21 protein-coding genes are annotated in these 24438 nt (G+C 57.0%); 15 read left to right on the forward strand and 6 right to left on the reverse strand.

What is annotated here, in order from left to right:
* Positions 1-56: 56 nt before the first annotated feature.
* Positions 57-251: a PLDc N-terminal domain-containing protein gene (locus tag QRN70_RS03590; protein WP_285415840.1), complete on the forward strand. Its 195-nt coding sequence runs from the start codon at positions 57-59 to the stop codon at positions 249-251.
* Positions 252-463: 212 nt separating this feature from the next.
* Positions 464-1531 carry an alpha/beta fold hydrolase gene (locus tag QRN70_RS03595; RefSeq protein ID WP_285415841.1) on the forward strand — a complete coding sequence of 356 codons (1068 nt, stop codon included), beginning with the start codon at positions 464-466 and terminating at the stop codon, positions 1529-1531.
* An 86-nt stretch (positions 1532-1617) separates the two neighbouring features.
* Here the strand turns inward: QRN70_RS03595 and souR are convergent, their stop codons facing one another.
* Together souR and QRN70_RS03605 are read right to left on the reverse strand one after the other, a co-directional pair.
* Positions 1618-2601, reverse strand: coding sequence for a transcriptional regulator SouR (souR, locus tag QRN70_RS03600; protein ID WP_285418000.1), 984 nt, complete (start codon positions 2599-2601; stop codon positions 1618-1620).
* Between the two features lie 123 nt (positions 2602-2724).
* The gene (locus tag QRN70_RS03605; RefSeq protein WP_285415842.1) at positions 2725-4713 is read right to left on the reverse strand and encodes a peptidase U32 family protein; all 1989 of its coding nucleotides are present in this window, start codon (positions 4711-4713) and stop codon (positions 2725-2727) included.
* Positions 4714-5362: 649 nt separating this feature from the next.
* Between QRN70_RS03605 and QRN70_RS03610 the strand changes: the two genes are divergently transcribed.
* Genes QRN70_RS03610 through QRN70_RS03620 form a run of 3 tightly spaced genes read left to right on the forward strand, consistent with a single transcriptional unit; the run spans position 5363 to position 9065 of the window.
* Positions 5363-6709, forward strand: a complete 1347-nt coding sequence (locus QRN70_RS03610; RefSeq protein ID WP_285415843.1) for an asparagine synthase-related protein — start codon at positions 5363-5365, stop codon at positions 6707-6709.
* A 17-nt stretch (positions 6710-6726) separates the two neighbouring features.
* A complete protein-coding gene (locus QRN70_RS03615) occupies positions 6727-7404 on the forward strand; it encodes a lasso peptide biosynthesis B2 protein (RefSeq protein ID WP_285415844.1) in 678 nt (225 codons plus the stop codon).
* Between the two features lie 11 nt (positions 7405-7415).
* On the forward strand, positions 7416-9065 hold the full coding sequence (locus tag QRN70_RS03620) for an ATP-binding cassette domain-containing protein (RefSeq protein WP_285415845.1): 1650 nt from the start codon (positions 7416-7418) through the stop codon (positions 9063-9065).
* 103 nt (positions 9066-9168) lie between these two features.
* On the opposite strand, the gene QRN70_RS03625 is transcribed toward QRN70_RS03620, so the two are convergent.
* From QRN70_RS03625 to QRN70_RS03635, 3 genes are all read right to left on the reverse strand, one after another.
* On the reverse strand, positions 9169-9549 hold the full coding sequence (locus QRN70_RS03625) for a RidA family protein (protein WP_285415846.1): 381 nt from the start codon (positions 9547-9549) through the stop codon (positions 9169-9171).
* Between the two features lie 90 nt (positions 9550-9639).
* On the reverse strand, positions 9640-10371 hold the full coding sequence (locus QRN70_RS03630) for a DUF72 domain-containing protein (RefSeq protein WP_285415847.1): 732 nt from the start codon (positions 10369-10371) through the stop codon (positions 9640-9642).
* Positions 10368-10799: an HhH-GDP family DNA glycosylase gene (locus QRN70_RS03635; RefSeq protein WP_285415848.1), complete on the reverse strand. Its 432-nt coding sequence runs from the start codon at positions 10797-10799 to the stop codon at positions 10368-10370. The genes QRN70_RS03630 and QRN70_RS03635 overlap by 4 nt, the downstream gene beginning before the upstream one ends.
* Positions 10800-11056: 257 nt before the next feature.
* On the opposite strand from QRN70_RS03635, the gene QRN70_RS03640 reads away from it, so the two are divergent.
* The 5 genes from QRN70_RS03640 (at position 11057) to QRN70_RS03660 (ending at position 14899) form a co-directional block, all read left to right on the forward strand.
* Entirely contained in the window at positions 11057-12733 is a 1677-nt protein-coding gene (locus QRN70_RS03640; RefSeq protein ID WP_285415849.1) for an MFS transporter, read from the forward strand.
* Positions 12734-12880: 147 nt separating this feature from the next.
* A complete protein-coding gene (locus QRN70_RS03645) occupies positions 12881-13384 on the forward strand; it encodes a PaaI family thioesterase (RefSeq protein ID WP_285415850.1) in 504 nt (167 codons plus the stop codon).
* Positions 13384-13767 carry a hypothetical protein gene (locus tag QRN70_RS03650; RefSeq protein ID WP_285415851.1) on the forward strand — a complete coding sequence of 128 codons (384 nt, stop codon included), beginning with the start codon at positions 13384-13386 and terminating at the stop codon, positions 13765-13767. Before QRN70_RS03645 ends, QRN70_RS03650 begins: the two co-directional genes overlap by 1 nt.
* 30 nt (positions 13768-13797) lie before the next feature.
* On the forward strand, positions 13798-14205 hold the full coding sequence (locus tag QRN70_RS03655) for a RidA family protein (RefSeq protein WP_285415852.1): 408 nt from the start codon (positions 13798-13800) through the stop codon (positions 14203-14205).
* Between the two features lie 31 nt (positions 14206-14236).
* On the forward strand, positions 14237-14899 hold the full coding sequence (locus QRN70_RS03660) for a glutathione S-transferase family protein (protein ID WP_285415853.1): 663 nt from the start codon (positions 14237-14239) through the stop codon (positions 14897-14899).
* A 27-nt stretch (positions 14900-14926) separates the two neighbouring features.
* Here QRN70_RS03660 and QRN70_RS03665 read toward each other — a convergent pair whose 3' ends face one another.
* Positions 14927-15856 carry a LysR family transcriptional regulator gene (locus tag QRN70_RS03665; protein ID WP_285415854.1) on the reverse strand — a complete coding sequence of 310 codons (930 nt, stop codon included), beginning with the start codon at positions 15854-15856 and terminating at the stop codon, positions 14927-14929.
* A 121-nt stretch (positions 15857-15977) separates the two neighbouring features.
* On the opposite strand from QRN70_RS03665, the gene QRN70_RS03670 reads away from it, so the two are divergent.
* The 5 genes from QRN70_RS03670 to leuC all read left to right on the forward strand — a co-directional run bounded on the left by QRN70_RS03670 (position 15978) and on the right by leuC (position 24435).
* Positions 15978-16373: a RidA family protein gene (locus QRN70_RS03670; RefSeq protein WP_285418001.1), complete on the forward strand. Its 396-nt coding sequence runs from the start codon at positions 15978-15980 to the stop codon at positions 16371-16373.
* Between the two features lie 711 nt (positions 16374-17084).
* A complete protein-coding gene (locus QRN70_RS03675; protein WP_285415855.1) occupies positions 17085-18095 on the forward strand; it encodes a helix-turn-helix transcriptional regulator in 1011 nt (336 codons plus the stop codon).
* Positions 18096-18165: 70 nt separating this feature from the next.
* Positions 18166-19581, forward strand: a complete 1416-nt coding sequence (locus tag QRN70_RS03680) for a glycine zipper 2TM domain-containing protein (protein ID WP_285415856.1) — start codon at positions 18166-18168, stop codon at positions 19579-19581.
* Positions 19582-19591: 10 nt separating this feature from the next.
* Complete coding sequence (locus QRN70_RS03685; protein WP_285415857.1) at positions 19592-22798, forward strand: beta propeller repeat protein; 3207 nt, start codon at positions 19592-19594, stop codon at positions 22796-22798.
* Between the two features lie 215 nt (positions 22799-23013).
* Positions 23014-24435 (forward strand): 3-isopropylmalate dehydratase large subunit, encoded by a 1422-nt coding sequence (gene leuC, locus QRN70_RS03690; protein WP_285415858.1) that lies wholly within the window; start codon positions 23014-23016, stop codon positions 24433-24435.
* The last annotated feature ends 3 nt before the right edge of the window (positions 24436-24438 follow it).

Raw genomic sequence — 24438 nt, forward strand, 5'->3', positions numbered from 1 at the left:
TATTGAACCCTGCTGGTCTGCGCCCGCCTAACGCAAAGACCATCAGGAGGTAGCTCATGCATATCGAAACCACGTGGATCGTACTGGCAGTCGTGCTTTTGCTCATCGAGTTGTGGGCCATCAACCGGGTGCGCAAAAGCGCCGGAAAGTCGAGTAACAAGGGGGTGTGGATCGTACTGATCGTCTTTGTACCGCTGATTGGCCTGATCGCCTGGGCGCTGGCGGGGCCGAAACACGTCACCCAGGCGTAGGCTTAGCGGCAAACCCAAGGCCCCGTCCGTGCGGGGCTTTTTTTCGCCCGGGATTTGTATCGCACTGTGTACCAATGCCCGGCCGATACACATCTGCACATCACCGCGCAAAAACTGAAACACCCCGGATACGCCGCAGCGTTTCAATCGATTCCAAGGTTTGCAGGGTTCAGCCAGAACCCAACCCCCGTCGCTTGCCAAGGAGAGTTGCCATGAACACTGCACTGCGTACCACGCCTTCCACTCAACATCGTCGCCGTCTGCTGGGCTTGTCACTGCTCGCCACCGCGCTGTTGCAGTTCGGTGCTTTCAGCGCCACCAACGCGCAATCGGCGACGACCGCGGCAAGCCAACCGGCGGCCACCCAGGCCCTGGCTAGCCTGCCGTTCGGCGCCCTGAAGCACGTCAAGACCGGCCTGCTCGACGTCGCCTACGCCGAAACCGGGCCGGCCAATGGCCCGGTGGTGATTCTGCTGCACGGCTGGCCGTACGACATTCACAGCTATGACGAGGTGGCGCCGTTGCTCGCGGCCAAGGGTTACCGGGTGTTGATGCCTTACGCCCGGGGGTACGGCGACACGCATTTCCTCTCCGACAAGACCGTGCGCAATGGCCAACCGGCCGCGCTGGCCAGTGACGTCATCGATTTCATGGACGCCCTGCAGATCAAACAAGCGGTACTCGGTGGCTATGACTGGGGCGCGCGTTCGGCGGATATCGTTTCGGCGCTGTGGCCGGAGCGGGTCAAGGCGCTGGTGTCGGTCAGTGGCTACCTGATCGGCAACCAGGCCGCGGGCAAGAATCCGCTGCCGCCCAAGGCCGAGCTGCAATGGTGGTATCAGTTCTACTTCGCCACCGAGCGTGGTGCCGCCGGGTATGCGAAAAACACCCACGATTTCGCCAGGTTGATCTGGCAGACCGCTTCACCGAAATGGGCCTTCGACGACGCTACCTTCGACCGCAGCGCCGCCGCCCTCGACAACCCGGATCACGTCGCCATCACGCTGTTCAACTACCGTTGGCGCCTGGGCCTGGTGCAGGGCGAAAGCCAATACGAGGCGCTGGAGCAGAAACTCGCCAGTGCACCGCCCATCCATGTGCCAACCATCACCCTGGAAGGCGACGCCAACGGTGCGCCGCACCCGGCGCCGGAGGATTACGCCAAGCGTTTCACCGGCAAGTATGAGTTCCGCCTGATCAACGGCGGTATCGGCCACAACCTGCCGCAGGAAGACCCACAAGCGTTCGCCAAGGCAATCATCGACGCCGACGCTCTCTGACCAGACCCTTGCTGTGCGCAGCAGCTAACGATGGCGGCGAGTTTTTGCTCTGATGCAAAGCTCGCCGTCAGCGCCTGCGGCGGCAATTACTTGACCAGGCGCTTTTCCTTGGACGGTCGATAACCGAAATACGCGCTGTAGCACTTGCTGAAGTGGCTGGGTGAAACAAACCCGCACGCCACCAGCACATCGACCTGCGACAACTCGGTGTGCTGCAACAGACGGCGCGCCTCGGTGATGCGCAACTCCATGTAGTAACGCTGCGGCGTGGTGCCGAGTTGTTCCTTGAACAGGCGTTCCAGTTGCCGCCGCGAGCGCCCGGCGTACACCGCCAGTTGCTCCAGCTCCAGCGGCTCCTCGAGGTTGGCGTCCATCAGCTTGATCACCTCGCGCAACGGTGCGCTGACGCAGATGTTCTCGCTCGGTTTGATCCGCCGATAACGTGACTCCTCGAACGCCAGAATGTCCTCGATGCCCTCGACCAGCGCCTTGTCGTGCAGGCTCTTGATCCAGTCCAGCGCCATGTGGAACGCCCCGGACGGACTCGACGCGGTCAACCGGTCACGGTCGATCACGTAGGGCTCGCTGCTGACCAGGGTGGCTTTGGAAATTTCCGTCAGTGCCGGACGGTGCTCCGGATGAATCGCACAACGGTAGCCCTCCAGCACGCCGGCCCGGCCGAGAAACCACGCGCCGTTCCACAGACCGGCGAGCACTATCCCCGCCTCCGCGGCTATTTTCAGCAGGCCGATGAATTCGTCGCTGGCTTTCAGTTCGGTGCGGTATCCGCCGCAGATCACCAACAGATCGAGTTCCTGTGCAGCGCTCGTCGTCAGCCGGGCGTCCGGACGGATCACCAGCCCGAGGTCGCTGACCACTTCGCCGTCGTCCAGGCCGAACGTGCGTGACGAAAACAACCCGGGACGCAACAGGTTGGCGGTCACAATGGTATCCAGCGCCTGGGTAAACGCCGGCAGGGAGAAATGCTCCAGCAAGACAAACCCCGTGCGGGTCATGCGTCCCGGCCGGGAGGAAGGCTCGTTCAGGTAGCGAAGGTTCTTGCCCTTCATGCCACCGCTGAATTGGCGTCGTTCGATCAAGGTTTTGCCCGATATTTTTATTGGAACAGGACTTTTAAGCGCGGGCGCCGCCGAACGCAAGCGCGACGCCGAAGCGTCGCGCTCGCTACGTTGTCAGTGCGGTGCGCGGGGGATGGTTTTCAGCAGGTCTTCCGGGCTGATATGGCCGACCACACTGCCCGGTTGCGGCAGGTTGAGGATGTGGCCCTTCATCTTGCCGATGACGTGCATCTCGCATGGCTTGCAGTCGAACTTCAGGGTCAGCACTTCGTCGCCATGAATCAGTTGCATCGGCGCCACCTTGGTGCGCACGCCGGTGACGCCCTTGGCCTGTTTCGGGCACAGGTTGAAGGAGAAGCGCAGGCAGTGCTTGGTGATCATCACCGGCACTTCGCCCGCTTCTTCGTGGGCCTCGTAGGCCGCGTCGATCAGTTTCACCCCGTGGCGGTGATAGAACTCGCGGGCCTTGTGGTTGTAGACGTTGGCCAGGAACGACAGATGCGACTCCGGGTACACCGGCGGCGGCGTGGTTTCGGCCTTGCGGCTACCGCGTGGATGAGCGGCGACGCGCGCCGCGGTCAGCGCTTCGATGACTTCGCGGCGCAACGACTTGAGTTGCGAATTGGGGATGAAGAACGCCTGCGGTGCATCGAGCTTGATCGACGTGGCGTGGTACGGCGTGGTGCCCAGTTGGCCGAGCAGGTCGTGCAGTGTCTCCAGCGCCTGTTCCGGCTTGTTGGCCGCGCCGAACGGGCCGTCCAGGGCGACGCTGGCGCTGATGCCCTCCTCGCTGGTGGCCGTCAGTTCCAGGCGTTCTTCGCGCAGGCGGGCGACCCAGGTCAGACCGATGCGGCGCTCGGCGGAGGTCTTGAGCAAGGCCTGCTGCCAGTTGTGGTCGAGGTTGCGGTTCAGCGGATGATTCGGCCGCAACTTGTACATGCCTTCCGGCATTTCATTCGGCTCGACGCGGTAGCGATAACGCTTCTCGCCCTCTTCCTCGAACTCACCCTTGGCCTCGGCAATGTTGGCACGGAACCCCACCACCTCGCGCTTGACCAGCACGTTGAGGCCGTCGCCGTTGGATAGCGGTTCGTGGGTGACCACTTGCATGTCACGCTTGCCGACTTTCTCGACGATGCCCACCGCCAGGCCGGTGAAAGTCGGCGAATCGAACGCGCCGATGTCGATCTTGCGTTCACTGACAAAATAGTCCGTGCTGCCGCGATGGAAGGTTTTTTCCGGGTCCGGCACGAAGAAGTGCGCGGTGCGGCCGCTGGAGGCGCGGGCCAGGTCCGGGCGATCTTCGAGCACCGCGTCGAGGCGCTGGCGGTAATAGGCAGTGATGTTCTTCACATAGCCCATATCCTTGTAGCGACCTTCGATCTTGAACGAGCGCACGCCGGCTTCGACCAGGGCACGGATGTTGGCGCTCTGGTTGTTGTCCTTCATCGACAGCAGGTGCTTCTCGTAGGCGATCACGCCACCCTTTTCATCTTTCAGGGTGTACGGCAGGCGACAGGCTTGCGAGCAGTCGCCACGGTTGGCGCTGCGCCCGGTCTGCGCATGGGAAATGTTGCACTGGCCGGAGAAGGCCACGCACAACGCGCCGTGGATGAAAAATTCGATGGCGGCGTCGGTTTCGTCGGCGATCGCGCGGATTTCCTTGAGGTTCAGCTCACGGGCCAGCACCAGTTGCGAGAAACCGGCCTGATCGAGGAACTTGGCCCGCTCCAGGGTGCGGATGTCGGTCTGCGTACTGGCGTGCAGTTCGATCGGCGGAATGTCCAGCTCCATCACGCCCAGATCCTGGACGATCAGCGCATCGACACCGGCGTCGTACAACTGATGGATCAGCTTGCGCGCCGGCTCCAGTTCGTTGTCGTGCAGGATGGTGTTGATGGTGGTGAAGATCCGCGCGTGGTAACGACGGGCAAACTCCACCAGCTCGGCGATTTCACTCACCTCGTTGCAGGCGTTGTGGCGCGCGCCGAAGCTCGGGCCACCGATGTACACGGCGTCGGCGCCGTGCAGGATGGCTTCACGGGCGATGGCCACGTCACGGGCGGGGCTGAGCAGTTCCAGGTGATGCTTGGGCAAGGACATATGTTTTTTTAGTCAGGCTGTCACGGTCGAGGCGCGCATTGTAGCCGCGAAACGCCCGTCCGGCACGTCTGTGCTGCCGGGTGGCTACCTGGATCGGCCAATCCATTCCTACACTTCCTGCAGTCCCGTCGGATTTTGATTTCGATCCTTCAGCAGTACCAAAGAAGGCTACAACCGCTTGCGTATCTACCTACAAACACAGCGGAATCCACCGGCTTGTGCATCACAGGTCCGAACTTTAACGTTGCCAAGTCACGAAACAACAGTGACTGGGTGAAGCGGGAGAATTCACCACAAATGGCACGAAACTGCTCAAACCTTCTGAAATAAAGGACTAGTTCATGTTCAAAAGAAAAAGGACTCACGCGCCTGCCGTCTTCGAAAATCTTGTGACATTCAAAGCTACCCCGGTAATCAACGGATACGGTGGAGGATGTGTTTTAGAAGGAAAGTACAGCGTCTTTCGACCGGACTGCGGCCCTAGAATGCCAAGGTAATCACTGAGTATTTCACCGGGTATTCATTATTGCGTACCCGGTGACTCAATCAGCAAACAAAAGCCAAGGAGCGGCAGTGAAAATTCAAAAAAAAACATGATCACGACCTACAACATTATTCACTACGCGCGAGTCCTGTAAAAAACAAAATAGTGCATACCAACCCCGTAAGCTCTTGCGAAATAATCCTAATAGACGCAGAGAACGGAAACATTTTAAACAACAACACGAAAACAATCCGCAACAAAAAACTGGACAAACATGAAATCCTTCGCCAAATTTCACACACTGAAAAAATACCCACATCAAGTTATAGAGAAGGAGTAATACTACTTCCTCCAGGCTGCATCTATACGCACGACATCAAATCCAAATCAAGCGAAATCAAAATAGCCCCTTACAACACTATAACTCCCAACCCAAATAGCACAGATGATCCCTTTGAGATACTCGCTTCAAGCATCGCTATAGAGCGGAGTGGAACCAATGACAAAAAACTGGTAGTGCGTTTTTCTGGTGGAGCCGATTCGACGTGTTTGCTGCTGGCAGCAATTGAAGTCGCTGGAGCAGATCGCGTAGCCGCAGTTACTTGGATCGATAGTGACTTCAGCGCAAACAGTGATTGCATCGCTGCCATGGCAACATGCAAAACATTACAAATAAATCATCTTTTTTTCAGATTTGAGCCTCGACATTTCTTTCAACCCATTGATCCGGACAATCATTTATTGATAACCCCAGGCATGGCCTCCGATCAAGTTTTCGAGAACGAAAGATACTTTATATCCGGTCACTTAGGCGATGACTACATAATCTTGGATGGACACGGTGGGGATCACGTATTTCTAGACCCGGTTCCAACAGAAGCCTTTCAGGATTTATTTAGAAGAAAAAAAATCATCAAGGCTTTCAAGATAGCTACAAAAATTTCAAAAATGACTGGTTCAAGCATATACGAGACTCTATTCAGAAATCGAAGGCAACGAAACAACGAATCCGATCAAAGGAGTGACTTTTTCAATGCCCAGATCACGCCTCCCTTGACTCTCGAAAAACCTGAAACACTGCGAGAAGCGCACCAGCATGCGATAATTGAGGCCATATCTCAAAATGCGACCAGTAAAACTTTCAATAAAGAAACAAAAATCATCTTCCCCTTTACAAGCAAGGAAATGATCGAGTACGCATTAAAACAAGATCCTTACAACATGTTCGACGAATTCCTTACCAGACTCCCACTAAGGCGAGCCATAGCTAAAAGGTATCCAACCATTCCCCTCAGAAGTGACAAGGGGCATATCACAAGCGCCTATCAACGAGGATTGAGACTCCACAAAAACAGAATCCTGACAACACTGAAAAATAGCTGGCTCGCAAAGAATAACTTAATCAACTTATCACACATAGAAACCATGACCAGCCGTTCTGCTATGGGTATCGGCGGCGTCGACCAGCTTCTTTTGAAAATCATTTGCGCATCCTTAATCAAAGAACCATAAAGAAGGATTAGGATTAAATGGATTTTTCCTTTCAGCCACACATACACCATATTCTGATACAAAACCAACTCGTAATTCTTGATGAAAAAAGTGATTCATACACAATCTTTAGCGAAACACAAACAAAAATCTTAATCGAAAGAAATAGGTTCGACGACTCGTACAGTGCGATGCTAGAAAAGCTCACCACACTGAATATGATAACGCACTCAAACACTACTCAAATCTTAATAACCGCGAAAATAAACCAAGAAGCAATAGACGATTATTCATGGAGACCGATTAGAAACCAAATATCCAAAATCACTAGACCACTACCTATTTTACGTGCTGGCCTCGACATCTTACGACTTAAAGCACAGCTCAAGCGATGTGGATTAGGAGCAGTATTCAACAACATGTGCTTATCAAAAAAACACCTTACAGAAAAACACGAAACTTCTTGTCTACACGCGTTGGAAAGCTATGCATACGATATTTATCTTTCATCACTTGCACTTCCATTTAAGGTCAAATGCCTTGAGTCTTCTATCTGCTTGTTCAAGCGCGCGATAAAAAATGGCATGCCTTGTGATTTCTTCATCGGCGTTCAATTGTATGATTTCCTTTCGCATGCATGGATCGAGGTAAATGGACAGGTCGTCGCGGATGACAAAAATCTTCCAAGAAAACTTTCAAAAATCCTGAAAATATAATGGATCCGCAAATGAACTGGATCACTCGCTACGTAAAAACATTTAAAATAATATCGAAGAACTATCGCTGGTTCACCATCGGTTTTGCCGCTGTTTCTGCGACGTTCCTCGCTTGCAGCATTCTGAGTTCGCTTATACCAATTCTATTGAGAAATGCAGCAAATACCTTTAACGAAGCAGAGCATGCACCAACCCAATTCTTTTTCTTCGCAGGATCCTATGCAGCCTTATGGACAGTCTCGCAGATTCTTTCCAACATTCGTGGTGTAGGCTCAGCCTGGATTTTAGCGAAGTGCGATACCACTCTCTACGAAGCCATTATCGCCAGGATATTCAGATACCCTTATAAAAAACAACAGAAGCTTGACCCCGGCTACGTAGTCGCCGACATAAACCGTTCTGCTGGCAGTTTCAGTATGGTCACTGTTGGAATATTCTGGACAATCGTTCCTATTGCGATAGAAATGATTATTGCAATAGGTGTTTTATTCACGGTAATGGGCGCACCTTATGCAATATTATTCCTCATCGCCTGTATAGCTTTGATCGCTATATCTATCTACGTTGCCCAATCCAGCTCCAATATTCATAAAACTCTATTTGAGGCCGACAACAACCTCTCCAGTTACACCATAGAAAGGCTCAGCCGAGTTTACGACATCAGACTTAACAACAGCCTATCCAAGGAGCTTTATCTGGGAAGATCTTTTTTCGACAGTTACGTAAATACCATCAGAGATGCCAACCTTCATATGGGTATTCGTATAGGTTGCCAAGGACTGGCAATCGGAATAGTCCTGGCTTTTTTTGTAATTCTATCGGGAACAATCAATCATACAAACCTCACCACGGGGGACTTTGTGATGATTGTGGGGTACATCACGATATTCACAATGCAGTTACATATACTGGCAGGAACATTAATCAACTTACAAGCAAATCTTCTATCCTTGAACGACGGCATCAAATATCTCGAAGAAAACATCAAAGAACCCTACCACCCAAAACAAAGCCAGGGCATGCATGGTTTTGTTCTCGAGAGCCTGTCACTTGTAAAAGACAATAAAACCATTCTCAACAATGTCGACTGCCAGTTCAAATCGGGTGTAAATATAATATCGGGTCGCTCAGGCGCCGGAAAAACCACGCTAATAAACACTCTACTAGGCCTTGAAGAAAACTATACAGGCAAAGCTTTCTACAAAGGACACGTCATAAACGAGTCATTAAGCGAATACATACTTTCTGAAATTTCCGTAGCACCACAAAAACCCACTTTGATACCAGGAACCATCAAGGACAACCTTTTGTACGGTGCTACGAATATTAGCTCACAGAAATTAACCCAGGTATTTAAGCTTTTGGAGTTCTCACACCAAGACAATGAAATATCACTCGATACCTTTGTCGACATTTCTGGCAGTGGACTAAGCGGTGGAGAAAGACAACGAATCGCCATTGGCCGAGCAATTCTAAGAGAGAAATCCACGATAATACTGGACGAACCGACTTCGGCACTGGACAAAAAAACAGCGCAAAAAATCATTGAATGGCTGGCATCCAATACGCCCTGCTTGATTATCGTCACTCATGACGAGACGTTAAAGCAAAAATACGGCACTGCTCTTGAGTTGAAAAACAACTTATTTGAAGAAGTATAGTTGTGTAATTTCAATATAGGTTTGCGTACCAAAATCCTGCAGCGACTCGAGAGTTGAAAATCCCACTCGAGCCGCCTTGAAATGGATGGATCTGGAACTGCTATCAGGCCTTCGCGGCCATCGCCGTGACTTCCACCTTCATCCCTTCCACCGCCAGCGCCGCCACCCCTACCGCCGCACGCACCGGCCAGGGCTTGGCGAAGAAGCGCTTGTACACCTCGTTGAACGCCGCGCGGTCGGCCATGTCGGTCAGGTAAATGGTCAGGTGCAGCACGCGGTCCATCGAACTGCCGGCCTTTTCCAGTGCCACTTTCAGCGCCTGCAACGTGCATTCGCTTTGCGCGGTGATGTCGCCCAGTTCCAGGCTGCCGTCGGCACGGGTCGGAATCTGGGTCGACATCAGGATGCCGTTGAACGCGGTGACGTCCGAAGAGATCGAGTCTGCATCCGGATCCGGGGTGTAGGTGATGTCTTGGTTGGCCATGGGAAAGTCCTTCGCTGGCAGTGAGGACGGCGCCATCGTGCGCCGTTTCGGGCCGCCAGTTTACAGGCCCGCCCGGCAGTTGGAAGGACATCAGCCCGGCATCAGGATTTGCTGCAGCTGCAGCGCATTGCCCAGGGCCGCGCCGCTGGCGGTGTTGTCGAACACGCACCACGTGTCGACACCGTCGCCGGCAGCGACCTGCAAGCGACCGACGAGGGTTTCCAGCCACGGCAGGTCGTAGGCGCTGTAATAGGTGCGCGGCGAACCGTGCAGCCGCCAATACCTCACCCCGGGCCAGCCCTGAGGCGCAGTGTCATTGCTGATGCGCGAAGGGTCGACCACCGCCTGCGCGATGCGATAGGCCATCAACAGCAGCTCGGCCGCCACCCAGCTTTCATGTCGTGGCTCCAGCACGACCGCCCCGGCGTAGCGCTGGCGCAGCGCAATGAAAAACGCCTCGGCAAGGGACTCATCGAACGCCAGCGACGGCGGCAATTGCAACAGCAGGCAGCCCAGACGCTCACCGAGTGCGGAACATTGCCCGAGAAACGCATCGAGCTCGGACTCGCAGTCGCGCAGGCGCCGCTCGTGGCTGATCGACTTCGGCACTTTCACACAGAAGCGAAAGCCGTCCGGCACCGACTCGGCCCAGCGCGCATAGGTCTGCGGCTGGTGCGGGCGGTAGAACGAGCTGTTGATTTCCACGCCATTGAATTGTGCGGCGTAGCGCTGCAGATGCGTGCCTTGCACCGGGAAGGCTGGCCAGTGTTCGCGCGGCAGGCTCCAGCCGGCGCAACCGATGACAATCGACGGGCAGCTCAAAACAGCACCCTGCCCGCTTCGCGCATGAAGATTTCCACGGTCTTCGGGCCGATGCCGTCGAAGGCGAGCAGACGTTTTTCGAAGTCGCGGCGGTCGCTGCTCGCCGCCAGCACATTCGTCACCTGACCGGCGTATTCGTCGTTGAGTCTGGCCGCCAGCTTGAGCAGCCGCTCGGCCGTGGTTTCGTCGTAGCGCACGTAATGCGCTTGGCCAAGCATGCGCACCAGTTCGCGGTGGGTGCAGTGGGCGAGTTTGCGCGGCGTATCGCGCTGGTGGCGGTCGACGATCACCCGATAGGCCTCGGCGGCAATCTGCGCCTGAATGCGCTTGCCCATCAGGAAACTGGCGAGCAGCCATTTGAACAGGCCGGCTTCGTTGAGCGGCTCAAGGCGAATGTGCAGATCGTTGGCGCTGATGGTCTGGGTCATGCCGTTTTGGAGCGATGAACGGCGCCCGGCGTGCGGTGCTGGCGACGAACGGCACTGATCAGGGGGCGGCAGATGCTGGCCACTGGATATCCCCCCAAAGCGAATTATGCTCAAGAGAACCCCGCCCCACCGGCGAGGCCGTCAGTCTGTCCAGGCTTCACGCATCTGGTGATGTGACTTCAGCCCCAGGCCATGGGTACGGCAACAGTGATAGGTGCTCCGGCCTGCAACAACAATAAGCATGACGGAGAAGACTCATGGCGGTTATCGACAGTATGTCTACGGGCAGCGCCCCGCATCACAGCGTCAGCAAGGAGGAGCGCAAAGTCATTTTTGCCTCGTCCCTGGGCACGGTGTTCGAATGGTACGACTTTTACCTTTACGGCTCTCTGGCGGCGATCATCGCCAAGCACTTCTTCGCCGGCGTCAACGAGACCACGGCGTTCATCTTCGCCTTGCTCGCCTTCGCGGCGGGTTTTGCCGTGCGGCCGTTCGGCGCGGTGGTGTTCGGGCGCTTGGGCGACATGATCGGGCGCAAGCACACATTCCTCATCACCATTGTGATCATGGGCGTGTCGACCGCCATTGTCGGCTTCCTGCCGGGCTACGCGACCATCGGCGTGGCAGCCCCCGTCATCCTGATCACCCTGCGCCTTTTGCAAGGCCTGGCGCTGGGCGGTGAATATGGCGGCGCCGCGACCTATGTGGCCGAGCATGCACCCAAGGGCAAACGCGGCTACTTCACCTCGTGGATCCAGACCACGGCGACCCTCGGTCTGTTTCTCTCGCTGCTGGTGATTCTCGCCTGTCGCACGGCACTGGGCACCGAGGCCTTCGAAGCCTGGGGCTGGCGGATTCCGTTCCTGCTGTCGATCCTGCTGCTGGCGGTGTCGGTGTACATTCGCCTGCAACTGAGCGAGTCGCCGGTGTTCATGAAAATGAAAGCCGAAGGCAAGGCGTCGAAGGCGCCGCTGACCGAGTCCTTCGCCCGTTGGGACAACCTGAAAATCGTCATCATGGCCCTGCTCGGTGGCACCGCCGGCCAGGCCGTGGTCTGGTACACCGGGCAGTTCTATGCACTGTTCTTCCTGTTGCAGACCCTGAAGATCGACCCGCAGACCGCCAACCTGCTGATTGCCGGCTCGCTGCTGATCGGCACGCCGTTCTTCGTGGTCTTCGGCAGTCTTTCCGACCGCATCGGGCGCAAGGGCATCATCATGGCCGGGTGCATTCTGGCGGCGGTGACCTACTTCCCGATCTTCCATGCGCTGACCCAGTACGGTAACCCCGACGTGTTCATCGCCCAGGAGAAAAACCCGGTCAAGGTGATCGCCAACCCCGACCAGTGCTCGTTCCAGTTCGATCCGGTGGGCAAGGCCAAATTCACCAGTTCCTGCGACCTGGCGAAAACCATCCTGGCCAAGCGCGCCATTCCCTACGAAAACGTGATCGCCGAACCCGGCACCGTGGCCCAGGTGCGGATTGGCGACAAGGTGATCGAGAGTTTCGAAGGCACGAGCCTGCCCGCCGCCGATTTCAAGACCCGCAACGACGCCTTCACCGCCAGTCTCGGCACCGCACTGAAGGAAGCGGGCTACCCGGAAAAGGCTGACCCGGCCAAGACCAACTACCCGATGGTGCTGCTCCTGCTGACCATTCTGGTGATCTACGTGACCATGGTTTACGGGCCGATCGCCGCATGGCTGGTGGAGTTGTTCCCGGCGCGCATCCGCTATACCTCGATGTCGCTGCCGTACCACATCGGCAACGGCTGGTTCGGCGGTTTCCTGCCGACCGTGGCGTTCGCCATGGTGGCGGCCACCGGGGACATCTACTACGGCCTGTGGTATCCGATCGTCATCGCCGTGATGACCGCGGTTCTGGGGATTTTCTTCCTGCCGGAAACCAAGGATCGCGAGATCAATCACAGCTGAGACGCCTGCCGTGCAAGACCTGTGGGGAGCGAACCGTGCGCTCCCCACTGCGTCGCAGGGCCTGGACGAAAAAGCGCATCCTCAAAACGCGCACTTGAGGGTTAGAATCCGCCCCGGTTCGACCCACCGTTTAAGGATGATCCTGGCATGTCCACCCTCGACACCTCCCTGCAAGACACCGCCGCGCCCGATGGCGTGTGTTTCGGCTGCGGCAGCAGCAACCCGCATGGCCTGCATATCAAGAGCCGCTGGCACGCGGACGGCGTGCATGTTGTCGCCGAACATGTGCCCGACGCGCAGTACTGCGGCTGGCCAGACCTGGTCTATGGCGGCCTGATCGCGATGCTGGTGGATTGTCATTCGAACTGGACGGCGATGGCCTATCACTACCGCGCCGAGCAGCGCGAACCGCAAAGCCTGCCGCGCATCAACTGCGTCACCGGCAATCTCGGGATCAAGTTCATCAAGCCGACGCCGATGGGCGTACCGCTGACCCTCAAAGCACGGGTCGAGGGTGAGGTCGGGCGCAAATCGCGGGTGGTTTGCGAGGTTTACGCCGGGGAGGTGCTGACGGCCGTCGGCGATTCGATTTTCGTGCGCGTGGATACCGAACAATTGGCGGCCGCCGCCCATGGACGCAAGGACGCCTGATGACCACTCGGACGGTCAACCTGCTGCTGATTGCCGCCATCAGCCTCGCGTTCGTCGGCGGGCTGCAATGGCTGCTCAACGAGCCTTTGCTGATGCTCCCGCGAGAAGGCCCCGACGCTGACTCATCAGCGCTGGTACGCGAAATTCTGCTGGCCGTTGCCATTCATTCGGTGGTGGTTGCCGGTGTGCCGTGGCTGCTGGCGTTTTTTCGGCACACGCTGTGCGCCTATGCGGCATTGATACTCGTGCTGTCGCTGTATTTTCTGCTCCTGACCGGCATCAATGTGGTGGGCGCGGCGATTGCCGGTCTGATGCTCGCCGCGCTGGGCTATGCCGGATGGAGCAAGACCGCCCACCTGATCCGTTACTTCCGCGCGAGGTAACCGCTCGCCAACCCCCCGGAGCACGCTGCAATGTCCGACCGAGAAATCATCATTCCCGACGCCATGCACGCCATCGTCGAGCGCGCCGGTTATGCCCCGGCGGTGCGAGTCGGCGACACCCTGTACTGCGCCGGCCAGGTCGGCCGGACCGCCGACCTGCACGTCATCGCCGACCCCGAGCAGCAGTTCATCCGCGCCTGGGAAAATCTCGAGCAAGTGCTCGAGGCCGGCGGCTGCGGTTTCGCGGACGTCGTCGAGATGACCACCTATCACGTCGACATGGCCCGCCACATGCCGGTGTTTCGCGACGTGAAGAACCGCCTGTTCCCCAAAGGGCAATGCGCCTGGACCTGTGTCGGTGTCAGCGAGCTGGCGCATCCGGGGCTGCTCGTGGAAATCAAGTGTGTGGCGGTGCGCAGGCGCGCTATACCTGAGTAGGTCATTCACTGTCGCCGCGAGGAGTTGCAAGATGGCCTTGACCCTCTACTACCATCCCTTGTCGTCCTACTGCCACAAGGTGCTGATCGCGCTCTACGAACTCGGAACGGCTTGCGACAAACGCCTGATCGATCTCTCCAGCGATGCCGAACGCGCCGAATTGCAGGCGCTGTGGCCATTGGTGAAATTCCCGGTCCTGCAGGATTCCGCGCGTCAGCGCAATGTGCCGGAATCGAGCGTGATCATCGAGTATCTGGACCACTACTTCGCCGGCCCCCGGCGGCTGATTCCCGAAGACTGGGACAGCGCCTTGCAAGTGCGCCTGTGGGATCGCTTTATCGACAACTATGTGCACACCCCGATGCAGCAGATCGTCGTCGACCGGATCCACGCCGCCGATGCCGATCTCAGCGGCCAACGCCGGCTGCTCGCCAGCGCCTACGACATGCTCGACCAGCAGCTGGCGCAGCATGCCTGGATCGCCGGTGCGGACTTCAGCCTCGCCGACTGCGCCGCTGCCCCGGCCCTGTTCTACGCCAGCACGCTGGTACCGATTAGTGCCGACCAGCAGCGCCTGCTGGACTACTTCGAACGGCTGCTCGAACGCCCGTCTTTCAACCAGGTGCTCGAAGAGGCCAGGCCATGGTTTGCCTTCTACCCGTTTGCCGAGGCCCTGCCCTCGCGCTTTCGCTGAAGGTTCGCGGTCTTCCTGCGGGTTGTCTCAGTGTCCGAGATGCCGAGCAGCGACCGGCGCATGCCGGGCCATCAGCTCCGCGACCCAATCGATAAACACCCGCACCTTGCGGCTCAAATGGCGGTTCGGCGGATAGGCCACGTACAACGGCATGGGCTCGAGGCGCCAGTCTTCGAACAGCGGCAGCAGTTCGCCGCGGGCCTGGTGCGGGCCGGACATGTAGGTCGGCAGCCACAGTACACCGAGCCCGGCCAGCCCGGCCGCGAGGTAGGCATTGCCGTCGTCGACAGCCAGCACGTGGCGCCCCTTGATCTGCAGATGTTCTTGCTGATTGTGCATGGCGTACGGCACGGCCTTGCCCGTGTGTGCCCAGAGAAACCCGACGACCCGGTGATGCGAGTCTTCCAGCTCCCGCGGGTGCCGCGGTGTGCCGGCACGCGCCAGATAACCCGGCGCCGCGAACACGCCGAGCTGCAGATCGGCAACCCGCCGCGCCATCAGCGACTGATCGCGCAGTTCGCCACCGCGCAGCACGCAATCGACGTTCTCATCGATGATGTCGACGATGCGGTCGCTGACGCCCATGTCGATCTGGATGTCCGGGTAGCGCGCGCAGAACTCGGGCAGCGCCGGCACCAGTATGAGATTGGCCAACGGGCTCGGCACGTCGATACGCAAGCGTCCCTTGGGCAACGCCGAGGCACCGGACAGACTGCTTTCGGCGTCGTCCATATCGGCCAGCAAGCGGATCACGCGCTCGTAGTACGCCGCGCCGTCCACCGTCACGTTGACCTTGCGCGTGGTGCGATTGAGCAACTTGACCCGCAGCCGCGCTTCCAGTTGCTGCACCAGTTGCGTCACTGTGGTCTTGCTCATGTGCAGCGTCTCGGCAGCCTTGGTGAAACTGCCCGCCTCCACTACCCGGGCGAAGGCTTGCATCGCATCGAAACGGTCCATGGCCACCTCCAGTCGCGAGTCGATTGTTTGGGTTTTACAAACAGTGATCGCCAAGGTTGCGCGTTTATCGGCCCGGCGCAAGCCCTTACTGTGCCTCCACTTCCCCATCGAGGCATTCGAGATGAACCATCGAGACGTTGTTTTTCCCCCTGGCCGCCAGGCGCTTTACGAACGCAACCGCTACTCACCGGCCGTGCGCCGCAACGGTTTTCTGTTTGTCTCCGGACAAGTCGGCAGCCACCCAGACGGCTCCCCCGAGCCAGACCTGAAGGAGCAGGTTCGCCTGGCCTTCCGCAATCTCAACGCGATTCTTGGCGCAGCGGGCTGCAGCTTCGATGACGTGGTGGACGTGACCGTGTTCATGGTCGACCCGCAATCGAAGTTCGAAACCATCTGGGAAGTGGTACCGGAGTTCTGGGGCGAAGCACCGTTCCCCAACATCACCGCCGTCGGCGTGACCTGGCTCTACGGTTTTGATTTCGAGATCAAGGTGATTGCTGGATTGCCGAAGCAGTGACGTACCCGCAGGCTCCCCCGGAGTCCATTAGGGAGCGGGCAAGCTCGCTCCCACATCAAAAGGCCTAGCCAAAGGCTGAAGTTCCCACTATTCGCGACATGATCTGTCGCACCTCAACAGCAATCTGCAGGCATTCAAAAGCTGCAGGATTGAGCCATGCCCCCTCCTCCACGTCCGTTCACCCTCGCTTGCCGCAACTGCGCCTGGCAACAGACCATGCTGCCGTGCAGTGATTTGTTGAAATTGAATCAAGACTGGTTTCTCGAGTGTCCCCAATGTCGCCAGCCACAGCTCGAACGTCGGGCTGCCAGCCGCAGGGACATTCTGCGAGCGCGTCTGGACCAGTTCCTCAAACTAGACCATTGATTGGTTACTGACGCGACACGGGTTGTCGCACCAGTGATGAAAATAGCTGAAAAGCCCGGAGTGATTACCTATGAAAAACCTGCTTGCTGCGGTCGGACTCGTTGTGGTTCTGAAGAAAGGTTACGAGCTGTACCGCGAGTACAACGAACTCAAGCGCGGCTGCAAAGAGCGCGACTCTTCGCCGGCATGATGATGTGTCGTTGCCCCGATTTTCTTATGCGGGCGTTCGACTTTCGTCTGTGTGAACATCTAGAGATAGCAATAAGCCATCAACCTCAGTAGCATCGTCGCCAACTTGGTGCCATTAGGTAGCCACCAGTTGAGACGCACAACAAGGTAGTCGTCATGTCACAAGCGAAGGACACGCTGCTCAGACTGTTCGCATTATTGCGCCTGATCCCCACAGAACCGCAACGAATCGCCACACCCACCCTGCTGGAAAAGCTCCGTGACAAGGGCTTTTCCGTGACATTGCGCTCCATTCAACGCGACTTGAACCGCCTGTCGATTCCCTTTTCGTTGCAGTGCAACGATAGCGAAACACCGTTTCGCTGGAGCTTCACCCGTGATGCGCCGTTGAAGCTGGAAGACATGGACGCACCTACGGCGCTTGCCTTGTATCTGTCACAAAGCCATCTGCACTCCCTGCTGCCGCAGACCGTTCTGGATCAACTCGGCCCGCAGTTCCGCCGCGCGCGCAATTTTCTCGGTGATCTTGGCAACAACGGCCTGGCCGACTGGGCGCGACGGGTTCGAGCGATCCCTTATGGCAAAAGCCTGCTGCCCGCTGCCATCGCACCGGACGTATGGAGGCAGGTGTCTGCGGCGTTGTTGGAGCGTAAACAAATGGAAGTGACCTACCAGAGTCGCAGCAAAGGCGAACTCAAACAGTTTCGCTTGCATCCGGCAGGCCTGGTGTCTCGCCATGCCATCAGCTATCTGCTGGCGTCAGTGGATGGTTACAGCGATGTGCGTCAGTTTGCCCTGCATCGTATTCAGCAGGTTCGCGTTCTTGTTGAGCCGGCTTTGTTACACGCCTCTTTCGATGTCGACGATTACATCGCTACCGGCATTTTCAGCCATCGACAAACCGAAAACAGTGTTGAGTTAGTGGCAGATGTGCACCCGCAGATTGCAACCCTGCTCAGCGAAACGCCGTTGAGCCTCCAACAAACCCTGAGCGACATTCCAGATCACACCTGGAAACGTCTGCGCGCTCAGGTTTCGCTGGATCGTGAAACGCTGTGGTGGGTATTCGGCCTCAACGACAACATTCGTGTCCACGCTCCTCAGGTCTGGGTCGAGGAAATCCGTCTGCGACTGACAACCATGCAAGACCTTTACCGAGAGGTTTAGTGAAAGCACGGCCAGCGCATATAACGATTCACCGGTAACGCTATTCAGGAAAACGCCCAAGGACGCACTCATGGATAATGAACGCAAGAACGCCATAAACCAGTCAGTCAGCCTGTGCCCGATCTGGCCCATGCAGGCGGCGGAAAAGACCGGTCGGATGATCAGCGAAATCAGTCAGGCCAATTCGATCATGGCCAAGGTTTCCACGACTGCACAAAACAGTGCAATCAAGGGTGGTTTCGCCGCCGAGACCTGGCATGCGGAATCATTCAACCTGGATGCCATCCTCAAGGATAAGGACGTACGCGCGTTCACCGACAACTTCGCCAATACGCCCCTGGCAAAAAACGATATGACTCACGATATCGTGCTCATGAGAGGCGATGAACAAGTGGCGGGCGCGCAACTGAAATATTTCAAGAACGCCGATGCGACACAGAAGGCCTTTCGCTCTACCAAAGACGGTGTTCATCGTTACGAAAACAGTGATGTGTTCCTCGGCCCCTCGGATCAGATCGAAGGTATCAAAGTCTCCGCGCAACGGGATGTGTTGAAGAACCAGCAAACTCGCCCGCAGGTTTCCCAAGCGGCGGAAAAGGTCCGTGACAGGGCCAGCGGACATCTTGACGCTGATGGCGTCCAGTCCACGCCACTGAGTAAACGGGATGCGGAGCACGTCGGCACTGGCTCGCAAACGGGAAAAGACCTGCGTGAGAAGATGCAGACCGGATTTCTGAATAAAGCAACAATCCAGCAGAGTGCACGCGCGGCGGGCTCCGCCGCAGTCATCACGACTGTCATCGCTGGCAGCATCAATACTTTCCAGTACATCCGGCAAGTTAAAGAAGGACAGATCAGCGCCGAACAGGCGACGCTGCTGATCTTGCAAAACACCGCCATCGCTGCAGGCGACAGCGCCTTGAAAGCAGGAGTGGCGACAGCAACCGTCAGCATCACTGCACGCTCGCTTCCGGGCCTGTTCGCCGGTTCGGTGTTCAAACGCAGCTTCGCCAGCGGCGGCGTTGCCGGCGCAGCGGTCTGCGCCGTCGATGTCGTGCAGTGCGTGGTGCTGTTTGCCGCCGGCAGGATGACACTCGAAGAACTCGAAACACGTACCGGCAAAAACCTCTTCCAGACCGGCGCCGGAGTCGTGGGAGCCTCTGTTGGCGCAGCGGTGGGTGCGCTGGGCGGCCCTGCAGGCGCAATGGTGGGTGGCCTGGTTGGAGGACTTATCACCACCCTTGCGATGAATATCGCACTCGATAACCACATCGAGAAAGACTTCCGACTGACGCTCGCCAGCACCGAACTTGTGGTTGGAGGAGCCATGGGCATGCACGAGGCCCTGGAATATCTGCACGTCTCCCAAGTGTTCTATGCCGACTTCCACAAAGGTCTGTATTTATCCGAGCGGCACTTCGCCAGCCAGATAAAAACCATGGAAGCGCAAAGCAAACGACTGAAAAACCAGCTGAAGAATCTTTAAGGTATTTGAAATGACGGACACTACTGTAGAGGTGCAGCAGGAGATCTTCGATCAATCGCTGACAGGTGACGATCTCAAGGCGGTCAACGCCCTGGTTAACCAACACAGAGGCAATGCAGCACTCACTCAACAATTGGCAGTCGATGCTTCCAGGCTCATTACCACAAGTCAGGAACGTCTGGAAAAACAGGCCGGTAGCGGTTTTTTCAAACGCTTTGCCAGCAAGATCAGTGGCAAGACCAGCGAAAATCAGTTGCAGAACCAGGTCGACATGCTGCAGATGCAAAAATATGCATGGCACTACCTGAAACAGTTGCAGCAGCAAAACCTGATCAACGCACAAAGTATTGCAGTCATTCGCAATAATCTGGGAGAGATGAACGGCTACATCATCGAAACCCGCGACTTTCTTGAAGAGGCCGTCGACAAGATCAATCGGCGGCTCCAGCATGTCGAAAACAACACCAGTTTCAGCAGTTGGTCGCTGAATATTGAAGCGAACAAGCGTCGCTACAAGTCCATGCCAAGCACTTTGCTGATACTGGAATTGACCTTCGACTTCATGCGCAAGCACCGCGAAGTCATGTTGACGTCGCGCGATATCAATCATCTGGTGGTGACCCTGGATAAACTGGGCGTCAACTGCGATGACGAGATCGAGCTACTGGAATTTATCATCGAGCTTATCGATCAGATTGAGGTCGCTGGCATTGAGCGCTATCGCGCGATGACCGAACTGTCTTTCGACAATCACTTGATCGACTCTCACTTCATTCAAAAGAACATCTCCGGCATTGCCTTCAACTCTCTGTATTTTCTGTCTGAACAATACGAGAAGATTATCGACCTGACCGGGGATGGCGACCTGTGCAACAGCGACGAAGCCCGCGAAAAAATTATCTCCAAGCTGTTCGGTAGCGAATTCTCGGGCCTGAATACCACCTATGGTATTCGTGATCTGATTGAGGAGGTGATTGGTGGCAGCCTGCTCGCCATCGATATCTATAAAGACGTGAATGGGCTGAACGAAACGCCGGAGGAAGAGGACGAGCAAGATGAACCGGAGACCCTGTCACTGACTTCCTCGCTGCCGGATATACGTTCTCATTCGTTCATCGACAAAACCGAGAGCGACGAAGCCCGGCGCAACTACCTGCATCTGTTCGCACTGTGCATCGAGAACTCAGCGACGCTGAACAAATCAGGTCAGGAGTTTCTCGCGTTGCTGTCGGAAAAGGCTGGCCGTCCACAACTCGTCAGCGAGGTCATCGGGATTGCAGACAGCCCCCACAAAACCCATGAATACCTTCCCGTCTTGCAGGCGCTGCTCAAGGACGATGACGACGTCTATACCTGGCTGCTTGATGCTTTTTTCCTGCTGACGATATGCCAGAAGAAAATCGAAAATCCGCAGGTGGCGCGCATCCTTGCCACACTCAAGCCTGCTCAGTTCAAGGAAAACTTCCCGCACTTGCTGGCCGTCATCAACGGCAGCGACGAGGCCCTTGTTATCGATGCAGCGACGAAATTGAGCAAGCGTACGCAGGGTTGGAAAAATATTGTCCAGTACCGCGAATTGCGCTTCGATCAGACGTTTGGCGATATCAAAAAGAAACTGTACTCAGCGTGTATCGATGCCAGTTCACTGAGCATGGATATCATGACAGCCACCAGCAAGGCATCGGACTACTCCTACTTCATGGGATCTTTCGACGGCGACTCATTACTCGGAAAATTCGGCTCCGCGGTAGGCGGTTCAGCCTACGCACTGGGACGCAGTTCGAGTCTGTCGAGCCTCAACGATATGCGCAAGAAGGTACAAGAGTTCATTGCCAAGCACTCGACGGCGCTGTATGAGGCCAACGCACTGTTCGGGCGCTTGAACATCCCGCGAATCGAATTCAACGACAATCTGGCGTACTCAAATTACGAGTTGGATAACTCCGCTACCAACGACGACTGGTACCAACAGTACAGCGACCTTGAGCGCCAACTCGACGATACGCTGACGGCCTTCAGGGACGCCTGCTCCGACGCTGACGACCAGCTCGGCTTCTTAAAAAATGGCGAGTTCGACAAGTCCGTCATTGCAATCAAGGCGCAAAACCATGCAGCGCGCCTGCTGGAAAAACAGCAGGAGAAACTTTCGAAGCAATCAGTCGTCATCGAGCAGGATGGCCGTGAGCATCTGTTCAGCATCGAATGGCAACAAGTCGACAATCCCCCTTGCGACCCGGAAAAAATCCGCCATATCAAAACCGATGGCAAAGTCTGGCTGATCGTCGATGACGATGGCGGCTTCTACCGCAGCGAAGACCGCAAGCACTGGCAACTGGCGCCGCCTGACGCTTCGAATGACAACTTGTACGTGCGCAAACTGGACATCGTCGATGGCATCTGGATTCTGATGGTGGGTTATGACGAAGGCTTCTACTATTCCAGCGATGCCCTCACCTGGCGGCAGAGTCAATTCCCCGAGCGTCCATCTTCCTTTGGTTTTTCCAGGACTGAAGACGTCGTCCGCTTCAATGGTCTGTGGCTGTGGCGCTTTACCGAACGCACCGAGTATCAGTACACCGACAAGGGTTTTCTCTTTGATTCGACGAAAACCTCAAGCTACGACAAGAGCGTAATTTTCTGCACCAAAAGTCTCGATGCAGCTTGGCAGCGCTGGGATGGCACGCCCAACTTCGCCGAGGGAGTAGTGGTGGAAAGTATTCGCTCACTGCCAGGCGTGGCCTGTCTGTTGGTGTTCTGCAAGTACAACTACCTTTACAAAATGGTGAAAAAGAAAACCAGTGCCGAATCCTTCGTCAGCTACTACCTCCCAGGCAAAAGCTGGCGCGAGTGCACATGGGCCAGCGACAACGATTATTACTCGGACATCGTAGTTGCCCGGATGAACGAAACACTGATGTGTTTCTACTCCAATCAACTGCTGACCTCCGACAAAGGTTTTGACTGGAAGCCTCGTCCCACAGAGATGTATATCCGCGAATGTTTCCACCTGGAAAATGTCAGCCTTTTCCCATCGCAGCATAGTGGCCAAGTCATTTATCTCAGCCAGGATGGAAAAGAGTTCAAGGAAGTCATGCTCGACGAAGGCAACTGGCAGTATGCCTGCGCCAATGACCAGGGAATTCTGAGCGTATATTCGCCTGACTCTCACGAAACATTCCTGAGGTCCGGTCATTTCATATGCCAGCCTAAAACCTGATCGACAGGGGGCACTGGGTGCCCCTTTTTCATTGTTCTGGGGTTGCTGGTCATGCTAGCAACCCAACTAAAATCAATTCCGCTCAACATCCGGAATCTCAACCGAATTAATCACATTTCGTGTTTTCAAGGTTCATCTGTGCGCAGTTGATGCAAATCCTGCGTTCAATAATGCTGTGCCCGTGTAGTTCCTGAACAGACAATAGAGCACCCAGCATGTCCATCCCCAGAACGCTGTACCAGAAACACATCGACAGCCACACCGTCTGCACCCTCGACGATCAGGGTCATGTGTTGCTGTACATCGACCGTCAGGTCGCCAACGAATACACCAGCCCGCAAGCGTTCAGCGGCATGCGTGAGGCCGGGCGCCAGGTCTGGCGGCCGCGCGCGACGCTGGCGGTGGTCGACCATGTGAACCCGACAGCGCCCGATCGCATTGCGACGATGCCCGACGCCGGCGGTGCCCGGCAGGTGGCGTACTTCGAAGAAAACTGTCGCGACTTCGGCATCGAACTGTTTGATGTCCTCGACAAGCGCCAGGGCATCGAACATGTCGTGGCGCCGGAGCAAGGTTTCATTCTGCCGGGCATGGTAGTGGCCGCCGGCGACAGCCACACCACCACCTACGGTGCGCTGGGCGCCTTCGGTTTCGGCATCGGCACCTCGGAAATCGAGCACCTTCTGGCCACGCAAACCCTGGTCTACAAGCGCCTGAAAAGCATGCGCGTGACGGTCAACGGCGTGCTCGGCGCCGGCGTTGCGTCCAAGGACATCATCATGGCCCTGATCGAGAAAATCGGCGCCGCGGGTGCCACGGGCTATGCCATCGAATTCGCCGGACCGGCGATCAGCGCGCTCAGCATCGAAGCGCGCATGACTATCTGCAACATGGCCGTGGAAGCCGGCGCCCGCGGCGCGTTCATGGCGGCGGACGACAAGGTCTTCGCCTACCTGCAAGACAAGCCGCGCGCGCCCAAGGGCGAGGCCTGGGCGCTCGCGCTCGAACGCTGGAAAACCCTGCACAGCGATGACGGCGCGGTGTTCGATCGCGAGGTCAGCCTCGATGTCGCCACCCTGGAACCGATGGTCACCTGGGGCACCAGCCCCGATCAGGCCGCGCCCGTCGGCAGCCGCGTGCCAGACCCGGCGGCACAGCCCGATCCGATCCTGCGCCAGGGCATGCAACGCGCCCTGACCTACATGGGCCTCGAAGCGGACATGCCGCTCAGCGACGTGGTGATCAGTCACGCCTTTATCGGCTCCTGCACCAATGCCCGGATCGAAGACCTGCGTGAAGTGGCCCGCGTGGTGCGCGGCAAGCGGGTGGCCGCGCACGTACGGGCGATGATCGTGCCGGGCTCGACCCTGGTGCGCCAACAGGCCGAAGACGAAGGCCTGGCGCAGATTTTCCTCGACGCCGGCTTCGAGTGGCGGCAATCGGGCTGCTCGATGTGCCTGGCGATGAATGACGACGTGCTCGCCCCCGGCGACCGCTGCGCCTCGAGCACCAACCGCAACTTCGAAGGCCGTCAGGGCGCCGGTGCGCGCACCCACCTGATGAGTCCGGCCATGGTCGCCGCCGCGGCGATTACCGGGCATTTGACTGACGTACGCGCATTCGCGCTGGAGGCCTGAGCC

The sequence above is a fragment of the Pseudomonas sp. efr-133-TYG-5 genome (assembly GCF_030209175.1).
Lineage (GTDB): Bacteria > Pseudomonadota > Gammaproteobacteria > Pseudomonadales > Pseudomonadaceae > Aquipseudomonas.

Coding starts and splice junctions, on each gene's coding strand:
- QRN70_RS03605 (WP_285415842.1), bottom strand. CDS start 4,713: ATGTCCTTGCCCAAGCATCACCTGGAACTGCTCAGCCCCGCCCGTGAC.
- QRN70_RS03670 (WP_285418001.1), top strand. CDS start 15,978: ATGAACCATCGAGACGTTGTTTTTCCCCCTGGCCGCCAGGCGCTTTAC.
- souR (WP_285418000.1), bottom strand. CDS start 2,601: ATGAAGGGCAAGAACCTTCGCTACCTGAACGAGCCTTCCTCCCGGCCG.
- QRN70_RS03660 (WP_285415853.1), top strand. CDS start 14,237: ATGGCCTTGACCCTCTACTACCATCCCTTGTCGTCCTACTGCCACAAG.
- QRN70_RS03645 (WP_285415850.1), top strand. CDS start 12,881: ATGTCCACCCTCGACACCTCCCTGCAAGACACCGCCGCGCCCGATGGC.
- QRN70_RS03625 (WP_285415846.1), bottom strand. CDS start 9,549: ATGGCCAACCAAGACATCACCTACACCCCGGATCCGGATGCAGACTCG.
- QRN70_RS03650 (WP_285415851.1), top strand. CDS start 13,384: ATGACCACTCGGACGGTCAACCTGCTGCTGATTGCCGCCATCAGCCTC.
- QRN70_RS03685 (WP_285415857.1), top strand. CDS start 19,592: ATGACGGACACTACTGTAGAGGTGCAGCAGGAGATCTTCGATCAATCG.
- QRN70_RS03635 (WP_285415848.1), bottom strand. CDS start 10,799: ATGACCCAGACCATCAGCGCCAACGATCTGCACATTCGCCTTGAGCCG.
- QRN70_RS03615 (WP_285415844.1), top strand. CDS start 6,727: ATGGATTTTTCCTTTCAGCCACACATACACCATATTCTGATACAAAAC.
- QRN70_RS03620 (WP_285415845.1), top strand. CDS start 7,416: ATGAACTGGATCACTCGCTACGTAAAAACATTTAAAATAATATCGAAG.
- QRN70_RS03675 (WP_285415855.1), top strand. CDS start 17,085: ATGTCACAAGCGAAGGACACGCTGCTCAGACTGTTCGCATTATTGCGC.
- QRN70_RS03655 (WP_285415852.1), top strand. CDS start 13,798: ATGTCCGACCGAGAAATCATCATTCCCGACGCCATGCACGCCATCGTC.
- QRN70_RS03665 (WP_285415854.1), bottom strand. CDS start 15,856: ATGGACCGTTTCGATGCGATGCAAGCCTTCGCCCGGGTAGTGGAGGCG.
- QRN70_RS03680 (WP_285415856.1), top strand. CDS start 18,166: ATGGATAATGAACGCAAGAACGCCATAAACCAGTCAGTCAGCCTGTGC.
- leuC (WP_285415858.1), top strand. CDS start 23,014: ATGTCCATCCCCAGAACGCTGTACCAGAAACACATCGACAGCCACACC.
- QRN70_RS03640 (WP_285415849.1), top strand. CDS start 11,057: ATGGCGGTTATCGACAGTATGTCTACGGGCAGCGCCCCGCATCACAGC.
- QRN70_RS03590 (WP_285415840.1), top strand. CDS start 57: ATGCATATCGAAACCACGTGGATCGTACTGGCAGTCGTGCTTTTGCTC.
- QRN70_RS03595 (WP_285415841.1), top strand. CDS start 464: ATGAACACTGCACTGCGTACCACGCCTTCCACTCAACATCGTCGCCGT.